10 protein-coding genes and 1 pseudogene are annotated in these 8794 nt (G+C 64.5%); 8 read left to right on the forward strand and 3 right to left on the reverse strand.

Annotation, left to right across the window (positions count from 1 at the left end; genetic code table 11):
* Positions 1-165 precede the first annotated feature (165 nt).
* On the reverse strand, positions 166-573 hold the full coding sequence (locus M5G11_RS25635) for a response regulator (protein ID WP_273914023.1): 408 nt from the start codon (positions 571-573) through the stop codon (positions 166-168).
* 60 nt (positions 574-633) lie between these two features.
* On the reverse strand, positions 634-864 hold the full coding sequence (locus M5G11_RS25640; RefSeq protein ID WP_273914024.1) for a Flp family type IVb pilin: 231 nt from the start codon (positions 862-864) through the stop codon (positions 634-636).
* Between the two features lie 321 nt (positions 865-1185).
* On the opposite strand from M5G11_RS25640, the gene cpaB reads away from it, so the two are divergent.
* From cpaB to M5G11_RS25680, 8 genes are read left to right on the forward strand one after another with little or no spacing between them, the layout of a single operon-like run.
* On the forward strand, positions 1186-2103 hold the full coding sequence (gene cpaB / locus M5G11_RS25645; RefSeq protein ID WP_273914025.1) for a Flp pilus assembly protein CpaB: 918 nt from the start codon (positions 1186-1188) through the stop codon (positions 2101-2103).
* 20 nt (positions 2104-2123) lie between these two features.
* The gene (locus M5G11_RS25650; protein ID WP_273914026.1) at positions 2124-3374 is read left to right on the forward strand and encodes a type II and III secretion system protein family protein; all 1251 of its coding nucleotides are present in this window, start codon (positions 2124-2126) and stop codon (positions 3372-3374) included.
* Positions 3371-4561, forward strand: coding sequence for a CpaE/TadZ family protein (locus M5G11_RS25655; RefSeq protein WP_273914027.1), 1191 nt, complete (start codon positions 3371-3373; stop codon positions 4559-4561). Before M5G11_RS25650 ends, M5G11_RS25655 begins: the two co-directional genes overlap by 4 nt.
* Entirely contained in the window at positions 4558-5835 is a 1278-nt protein-coding gene (locus M5G11_RS25660; protein ID WP_273914028.1) for a TadA family conjugal transfer-associated ATPase, read from the forward strand. The genes M5G11_RS25655 and M5G11_RS25660 overlap by 4 nt, the downstream gene beginning before the upstream one ends.
* Positions 5835-6725, forward strand: coding sequence for a type II secretion system F family protein (locus M5G11_RS25665; protein ID WP_420793872.1), 891 nt, complete (start codon positions 5835-5837; stop codon positions 6723-6725). The genes M5G11_RS25660 and M5G11_RS25665 overlap by 1 nt, the downstream gene beginning before the upstream one ends.
* A gap of 1 nt (position 6726) precedes the next feature.
* Positions 6727-7614, forward strand: coding sequence for a type II secretion system F family protein (locus tag M5G11_RS25670; protein ID WP_273914030.1), 888 nt, complete (start codon positions 6727-6729; stop codon positions 7612-7614).
* Positions 7615-7628: 14 nt separating this feature from the next.
* Positions 7629-8303, forward strand: a complete 675-nt coding sequence (locus M5G11_RS25675; RefSeq protein ID WP_273914031.1) for a tetratricopeptide repeat protein — start codon at positions 7629-7631, stop codon at positions 8301-8303.
* Positions 8303-8557, forward strand: a complete 255-nt coding sequence (locus M5G11_RS25680; RefSeq protein WP_273914032.1) for a DUF3613 domain-containing protein — start codon at positions 8303-8305, stop codon at positions 8555-8557. Before M5G11_RS25675 ends, M5G11_RS25680 begins: the two co-directional genes overlap by 1 nt.
* 102 nt (positions 8558-8659) lie before the next feature.
* Here the strand turns inward: M5G11_RS25680 and M5G11_RS25685 are convergent.
* Positions 8660-8794, reverse strand: a pseudogene (locus tag M5G11_RS25685) (IS256 family transposase); the annotation flags it as partial.

Here is an 8794-nt window from a genome sequence, read left to right on the forward strand (position 1 = left end):
AGGCTGCGCTGGAGCCCGTTAGGGCTCCCAAAGGCGGCGCCTGCGATGCAGGCGAGCGCAGCCTTACGGCAGCGGCTACGTTTCTCGATGAAGAGTCCAAGCCCGCGCCCACAGGATATTCACTGACCCTGTGGGAGCGGGCTCGTCCCGCGATGTTGGTGGCGGTTATTGAACCAGGTGCAAGCGAGGCTGCGGAAACAGGTTGTCCAATGTTTCCAGCAGGCGAATGTGATAGATGGGCTTGCGGAACAAGTCCAGCACCTGCAAACGCAGCAGGTCGCTGACGTCATCCATGTCGGCATGCCCGGTGGTGACGATCACTGGCAGGTGCTGACGCGCCGTGTGCTCACGCAAACGCTTGATCAGCGAAATACCGCTTTCTTCCGGCATGTTCAGGTCAGTGATGACCAGGGCAATGTCCGGGTGACGGGTCAGTTGCTGCAGGGCGAGCTTGACCGAAGTTGCCGTGAGGCAATTGAAACCCTCGCCCTCCAGCAATTCGGCCAACTCCAGCAGCGCATCCTCTTCGTCATCCACTAGCAGTAGCTGTTGGCGTGGGTGAGTAGGTGGCATGCGTCCATTCCTGTTACAGGTGAGCACTGTGGGAGAAGGTCCAGATCAAGTTGCCGCCCTTCAATTGGTGCCGCCACCCGTGCCGCCCCCTGTGCCGCCACCTGAGGTAGCCACCGGAATGGCGGACTGGATCTTGCTCATGACCGCCGAGACCCCACCACTGATCGGTGTAATGAACGCCGCCAGTGCCACGGCCACCATCGCCGCGACAATCGCGTACTCGATACCTGATGCGCCGTCCTTGCGCCAGAAGAACAGCTTCAGATGTTTGAAGATCCGGGAAAGACGCATGTGATTCTCCTTGCGCTGAAAGCGCCGGTAGCCGGGGCCGAAACGGTGATTCCCCTTTGCCATCACAGCATCGTCAAGCCGCGCCCAACCAGCAAATGTAAGAAAGCATTAGCTCGAAAGTGATAGTTAAAAAGCCGTCGTCAATAAGCTGTTGTTTTATAGGGGGGACGGAATTACGGCGGAAAAAAACTGGCGCAGTAATGGCATTTTGTCCTAGCTGCGCTACCGTCCAATAGCGAAATAGTTGTTTGTTGACGCGCTGATGTGGGCCTGTTCACAAAAACAGGGTGCAGGGACTTTCAGGCAGAAGGAGGCGCCGACATGAGCAGTCGCATCACCATGATCCTGGCCGGGCTGTTTCTGTTTGGGGCAATCATTGCCGGGTATTGGGGCCTGGTCCTGAGCCGGCAACCTGCCGAACTGGCTGCTCCTGCCCCTGCATCCACGCCTGCCGCGCCGGTTGTTGCCGCCCCCTCGGAAGACCTGCGTCCGGCACTACTGGTGTTGCGCCGCGACGTTGCCGCGAATGCCCCGATCACCCAGGACGACCTGTTGCTCGAACACGTGCAGGTAGTGCCCGCCGGCAGTTTCACCACATTTGCCCAGGCGCTTGGGCGCAGCCCCTGGCGCAACCTCAGCGCCGGCACCTGGCTGGAAGAAAGCAGCTTCGATGCCGGCGGCCCGCTGGCGCGAATGATCCAGCCGGGCGAGCGTGCCCTGGCGTTTGCCATCGACGAAGTGTCGGGGGCGGCCGGGCAACTGGTGCCGGGCGATTACGTCGATGTGCTGGTGTTCCTGCGCGAAGAAAGCAACAACCCGCAATCTTCGGCGCAGGTGGTGGTGCCGGCCCTGCGGCTGCTCACCGTCGGCCAGCAACTGGGCCTGACCAATGATGGCAAGCCCGGCGAGCCGGACCCGAAAATCCGTGAAGAACAACGCAAGTCCGGCATGCGCACAGTGGTGCTGGCGGTGCCCGAGGCATTCGCCAGCCAACTGGTGCTCGCGGCCCAGGCGGGCAGTTTGCGCCTGGCCGTGCGCAGCGCCGAAGAGCAGCGCCTGGCGCACTACTGGGCCGACCCGAAAACCGCCCAGCACAACCTGGCCACTGCCAGCCGCGACCTCTACCGCTTCAGCCAGTTGGCGCAAACCCCCACCGCCGCACCCGTCAGCCAGAGTGGAGGCGGGCGACGGGGCATGGAAATCATCCGTGGTGCCCAAAGCGCTTCCACCAATCCCTGATCCAGCAAGGATGCCCGTCAATGCGCAGTCGTTCCGTGCAGGTACTCAACCTCACTTTGATGGCCTTGGGGCTGACCGCCCTGCCTTTGCCAGCGGCGTGGGCGGCCGCCTCCAATTGTTCGGCGCTGGAGCGTGTGCCGGCCGTGATCGAGATCGAGCAGGGCTTGCAGGAAGAGCTGCGCCTGCCGGTGCACATCACCCGCGTGGCCATCGGCAACCCGAAGATCGCCGATGTGCATGACATGGGCGAGCAGGCCGTGCTGCTGACCGGCATCGCCCCGGGCTCGACCAGCCTGATGGTGTGGACCGGCTGCGCCAGCGCGCCGCGCCAGAGCATGATTTTCGTCAAGGGCCAGGCCACCGCGCAGATGACCGAAGGTGCCTTGCCTTCATCCACCGACCCACAGTTGCCCAGCCAGGTGCAGGCCGATATCCGCTTTATCGAAGTCAGCCGTACCAAGCTCAAGGAGGCGGGGGCGCGGCTGTTCTTCAAGGGTTCGAATAACTCGCTGATCGGCTCGCCGGGTACCGTACCGGGTACCGTGGTCACGCCCGGGCAGGTGCCGGTTGCAAAGCCACTGATCCCGCTGGACAACGGTGTGTTCAACATCGTTTGGGGTGGTGGCAGCAGCCGCTTCCTTGCAGCCATCGATGCACTGGAGCAGACCGGGTTTGCCTACACCCTGGCGCGCCCCAGCCTGGTGGTGCTCAGTGGCTTGACCGCAAGCTTCCTGGCGGGCGGTGAAATTCCCATCCCGGTGCCCAGCAGCGGCAGCGACAACGTATCGATCGAATACAAGGAATTCGGTATCCGCCTGGCGCTGTCGCCCACCGTGGTCAGCCGTGACCGCATCACCATGAAGGTCGCACCGGAGGTGAGCGAGCTCGACTACACCAAGGCGGTGAACATCGCCGGCACCACGGTGCCCGGCCTGACCGTACGCCGTACCGACACCAGCATCTCCCTGGCCGATGGCGAGAGCTTCGTCATCAGCGGGTTGATCAGCAGCAGCTCGTCGTCGGCGGTGGACAAGTTCCCGGGGCTCGGCGACATCCCGATCCTGGGGGCGTTCTTCCGCCAGTCGCAGGTCAAGCGTGAAGAAACCGAACTGCTGATGATCGTCACGCCGCACCTGGTGCAGCCGTTGGCCGCCAATGCCCGGCTGCCGGAACTGCCCGGCGAGCGCCTGCGCAACTATGACCCGAGTTGGGGCCGGTTGTTCTTCCTGGAAAACGGCAACTTCGAAAGCAGCAGCGGGATGTCGCGATGAGTGAAAGCCTGAGCCAGACCTTTCTTGCCCTTACCCGTAACGACGGCGACCTGCAGTGGCTGCAGACCGCGCTGGCGCCGTTGGGGCAGGTGGTCGGGGCCAGCAATGGCAACCTCGACGAGTTGCTCGCACTGGTCGACGTGACCTTCGCCAGCCTGGTGTTCATCGGCCTTGACCGTGACCACGTGGTGAACCAGTGCGCGCTGATCGAGGGCCTGCTCGAAGCCAAGCCGATGTTGGCCATCGTGGCGCTGGGCGACGGCATGGACAACCAGCTGGTGCTTAACGCGATGCGTGCCGGTGCCCGTGATTTCGTCGCCTATGGCTCGCGTTCCAGCGAGGTGGCCGGGTTGGTCCGGCGCCTGGGCAAGCGCCTGCCGGCGGTCACCAGCAACCCGCACCTGGGCGGCCTGACAGTGCTCTACGGCACTCAGTGCGCGGCCGATGGCGCCTTGCTCACCTCGCACCTGGCGCGGGTGGTGCAGAACAGCGGCCAGCAGACCCTGCTGCTCGACCTCGGCCTGCCACGGGGTGACAGCCTGGCGTTGCTCGGGCTGGAGACGTCGTTCCATTTTGGCGATGCCCTGCGCCACCTGCGTCGCCTCGACAGCACGCTGATCGACAGTGCCTTTGCCCGTGATGCCTCGGGCCTGCGCCTGCTGGCCTACGGCAACAGTGATGAGCCGCTGGAGCGCACCAGCGCCGCTGAGCTGTACATGCTGCTCAGTGCCTTGCGCCAGCACTTCCAGCACATCGTCGTGAACCTCACCGGGCAGACCGACTGCGAAGGGCTGCGCACCTTCGTCAGCCATTGCGACAAGCTGATCTGGTACATCGACCAGAACGTCATCGACTGCCGGCGCAACCTGGAAGTGCTCAACCTCTGGCGCGAAAAGGGCATGAAGCTGGAGCATGCCAGCGTGCTGGTGGACCGCTACCTGCGCAACGTCGCGCCGGATTCCGAAGCCCTGGGCAAGCGCTTCGGTCTGCCGGTACTGGTGGTGCTGCCCTACAGCCCCGAAGTGCGGATGAACGCCAAGAACCAGGGGCTGAGCCTGTTCGAACTGGCCCCGCGCGAAAGCCTCACCCAGGCCTTGAAGGCGCTGGGGGAACGGCTGGCGCGGCGCTCCGAGGCGCTCAAGCCCAAGCCCGGCAATTGGCTTAACCGCTTGTGGAGCCACCGGTGAGCAGCGACGAGCTGTTCGGCGGCCCCCGGCACAACCTGGGTGCCGACCCGCAGGCCCTAAAGCGTGCCCTGCATCGTCACATCATCGATGCCATCGAAGACACCGGGCGCAACCTGCTGGAAGGCTCGCGCCCGGCCCTGGCGCAGTTTGTCGTGGAGCAGGTCGGCGACTACATCGCCCGCCTGCACCTGGCGCTGTCGCGCTATGAAATGGAGCGCATGGCCGAGGAGCTGGTCGACGAACTGACCGGGTTCGGCCCGTTGGAGGTGCTGCTGCGCGACAGCAGCGTTACCGAAATCCTGGTCAACGGCCCGCACCGGGTGTTTGTCGAGCGGGCCGGGGTGTTGCAGCAGACTGACCTGCGCTTTATCGATGCGCACCATGTCGAGCGGGTGATGCAGCGCATTCTTGCGCCACTGGGGCGCCGGCTTGATGAGTCTTCGCCGATGGTCGATGCGCGCATGCCTGATGGCAGCCGGGTCAATGCGATCATTCCGCCGGTGGCGCTGGACGGGCCATGCCTGTCGATCCGCAAGTTTCGCAAGGACATGCTCAAGAGCGCCGACCTGCTCGCCACCCGTGCCATCGACCAGTCGATCTTCGACTTCTTTGAACTGGCCGTGTCCAAGCGCTGCAACATCCTCGTCAGTGGCGGCACCGGCACGGGCAAGACCACCCTGCTCAACATTCTCAGCCAGCTGATCAACCCGCATGAGCGGCTGGTGACCATTGAAGACGTGGCCGAATTGCAGTTGGACCACCCGCATGTGGTGCGCCTGGAAACCCGTCCGCCGAATGCCGAGGGGCATGGGGAAATCAAGGCCAGCGAACTGATCCGCAACGCCCTGCGGATGCGCCCGGACCGCATCCTGCTGGGGGAAATTCGTGGCGTTGAAGTGCTCGACGTACTCACCGCGATGAACACCGGCCATGACGGCTCGATGAGCACCGTGCACGCCAACACCGCACAGGACGCGCTGCTGCGCCTGGAAACCCTGGTCGGCCTGACCGGGCGCCAGGTGGCCGAGAAAACCCTGCGCCAGATGATCTGTGCCGCGCTCGACGTGGTTATCCAGCTGGCCCGCCTGCCGGACGGTCGGCGCTGTGTCAGCGAAGTGCTCGAAGTGGTCGGTTTGCGTGATGACATCTATGTCACCAACACCCTGTTCCGTCTGGATCGGCGCACGGGCGAGGGCTTCCTGCGTGAAGCGGTCAACCCGGCCGGCGACAAGCTGCGGCGCGATCCGGGGTTTGCCCAGGAGCCCGGCGCATGATAATCGCGGCGCTGGTGCTGGGGGCGTTCTGCCTGCTGCTGCTTGGGCTGTCGGTGCGGTTGTTCTACAGCGGCCTGCGCAAGTCGGGCGACGAGCGCATCCTGCAGCGCCTCGGCCAGGCCCAGGCGGTTGCCGTGCCTTCGGGGATTGCCGCCCGTCGCGGTTGGCTGGAAGTGATGCTGCTGCGCGCCGGGCTGGACCGACGCACCGAACACCTGGTGTTGTGGCTGGCGATGTGGGCCTTGCTGGTCGCGCTGGGCGGCGCCTTTGCCGGCTGGCCGGGCGCCCTGGCGATGCTGGTGATCGGGCCGCTGGGGTTGCGCCTGTACATGAGCTGGCGCTACAAGCGCCGGGTGCGGCAGATGATCGAACAACTGCCGGTGTTGCTCGACCATAGCGTGCGCAGCCTCAAGGCCGGGCGCACCTTGAGCGACGCGGTGCTGGGCGCCATCGATGCCTCGCGTGACCCGTTGCAGGGCGCCATGCAGCGGGTGCGGCGCAACGTGCAGATGGGCGTGAGTTTGGACGATGCGCTCAAGGACCTGGCCGAACTCTACGAGCAGGACGAGCTGCGCCTGTTCGCCCTGGGCCTGCGCATCAACCATCGCTACGGCGGCAACGCCAGCGAGCTGCTGGAGAACCTGATCAAGCTGATCCGCGAACGTGAGCAGGGCGCCCGCCAGCTGCGCGCGATGACCGGTGAAACGCGCATGACCGCCGTGGTGCTGGCGCTGCTGCCGGTGGGCATGATCGGCTACTTCCTGCTGGTCAACCCGCACTACCTGCTGAGCATGTGGCAGGAGAGCAGCGGGCAGATGTTGTTGCTGGGCGCGCTGGCCTTGCAACTGGCGGGATGTTTTGCGCTGTGGCGCATGATGCGGAGTATCTGAGATGGCCCTGCTGCTCAGCGCGCTGATGTTCCTGATTGCCTTCGCCTTGCTGGTGGGCCAGTTGCTGCGCCAGCGGCGGCGGGTGCGCTTGGTGACCGCGCGGTTGCAGGGCGAGCAGGGGCGCGAGGCGGTGCTGGGCGGCTGGATGCAGCGCATGGGCAACAGTGCGCTGGGCCAGCGGGCACTGAATCTGGACGGCGAAACCCGTGGCCTGCTCGACCGCTTGGGCTGGCGGCGTTCACGTCAACGTTCGCTGTTTGCCGCCTTTCAGCTGGGCGTGCCGTTGTGCCTGGTGGGGCTGGGCGTGGTGTTGCAGGAGACGGTGTTTCGCGAGACGCGCGCGCCGTGGGCCGTGCCGCTGCTTGGCCTGGGCCTGGGTTACCTGTTGCCCAAGCGTGTTCTGGCCTGGGCAGCAGAGCGCCGCCAGCGTCAGGTGGCGCAGGAGGTGGCGACGTTCATCCCGCTGCTGCGCATCCTGTTTGAATCGGGGTTGGCGGTGGAGCAGGGCTTGCGGGTGTTGAGCACCGAGGCGCGTGAGCTGCTGCCGGTGTTGAGTGAAGAGTTGCGCCTGGTGCTGGCGCGGGTCGATTCAGGGCTGGCGTTGGCGCCGGAGCTGGAGAAGACCGCAAAGCTGCTGTCGGTGGATGAGTTCAGCGACACCTGCGTGATTCTTCAGCAACTGCTGACCCAGGGCGGCGGGGCGATGAAGTCGCTGCTGGCGCTCAAGCAACTGCTTGATGACCGGCGGCTTACCACGTTGCAGGAACGGATTTCGAAAATGTCGGGGAAGATGTCCATCGTCATGATGGTGTTCCTCTTCCCGGCGTTGTTGATTGTATTGGCGGGCCCCGGGTTTACCGCGTTGGCTCGGGCCTTGGCGAATTTTTGAAGGGAGCGTGCCGCGTGAAGACAGCCTTGGTGATGGTGAGCCTGTTGTGGCTTGGCGGGTGTGCGGCGAACGGTGGGCCGGCGCAGTGGTTGGCGGCGTTGCCTGGTGGCGAGGCCAGTTGCGGCAAGCTGGACTCGGCGCAGGACCTGGCCTTGAGCGCTGCCGACGACATGATCGCCGATGGCCGCCCGCATGCGGCGTTGGCGCACCTTGAGGAGATGCCGGCGAACCTGGTGCAGGTGCGGGTGCGCAAGGCCAAGGTGTTGCGCATCTTGGGCAGCAGCGAGGCGCAGCCATTGTTCCAGAGTTTGCTTGGGGGCTGCATGGCGGCGGAGGGCGAGCATGGCCTGGGCCTGATTGCGGCGGCCAGGGGTGACAACGTGCAGGCGCAGCAGCATTTGCAGCGGGCCATGCGCCTGACGCCGACGGACGAGAAGATTCGCAATGACCTGGGCGTGGTGTATTTGCACCAGGGCTTGTTGGAGAAGGCGCGGTTCGAGTTCCTGACGGCGATTGAGTTGAAGGACACGGACCGTTTGGCGGCGGTGAATCTGGTGACCTTGTTGCTGTACCAGGACAAGTTCCAGCAGGCGGCGGATCTGGTCAGCCGGTTTGGCCTGAGTGCGGCGCAGTTCAGTGAGGCGCAGGCGCGAGCCGATCAGCTCAAGCCGGTGAATGGGAGGTCGTGATGAGGATTGCAGTGATGCTGGTAGCGTTGTTGCCCGTGGTGGCGCAGGCGCTGGAGCCTGGGCCGTCGTCGAAGTCGCAGGCGCAGACGGAAGCCTGGTTGCGGGTGCAGGCCCGCAATGAGCAGGCATCGCCAAGGCCGCAGACCCAAACGCCCAAGGAGCGGGACGAGTCGATGAAGCGTTGGATGGAAACGTACAAGTACGCGATCCCGGCGATGTTCAAGTGGGAGAGCATGGGGGCGAGTGACAAGTAGTGTTTGTGTGGGCTGCATCGCTGCGTCCGGGCAAGGCCGGCGGGACTGTCAGATTTTTTGTGTGCGGGCCGGTAACGGCCTGCCGTCAGGCAGGCCGTGCTTTTACCAGGTCGGCCTGATAAATCGATCTCCGTACAGAATCGCAAATTGATTCATCGCGCTTTTCCAGTCATGGGCGGCAGAGCCCCAGTTCGCAGTGATATTGCGCAGCCCAAGCCAGATCAATTTGGTCCCCGC

It is taken from the genome of Pseudomonas fontis, assembly GCF_028656955.1.
GTDB lineage: Bacteria > Pseudomonadota > Gammaproteobacteria > Pseudomonadales > Pseudomonadaceae > Aquipseudomonas > Aquipseudomonas fontis.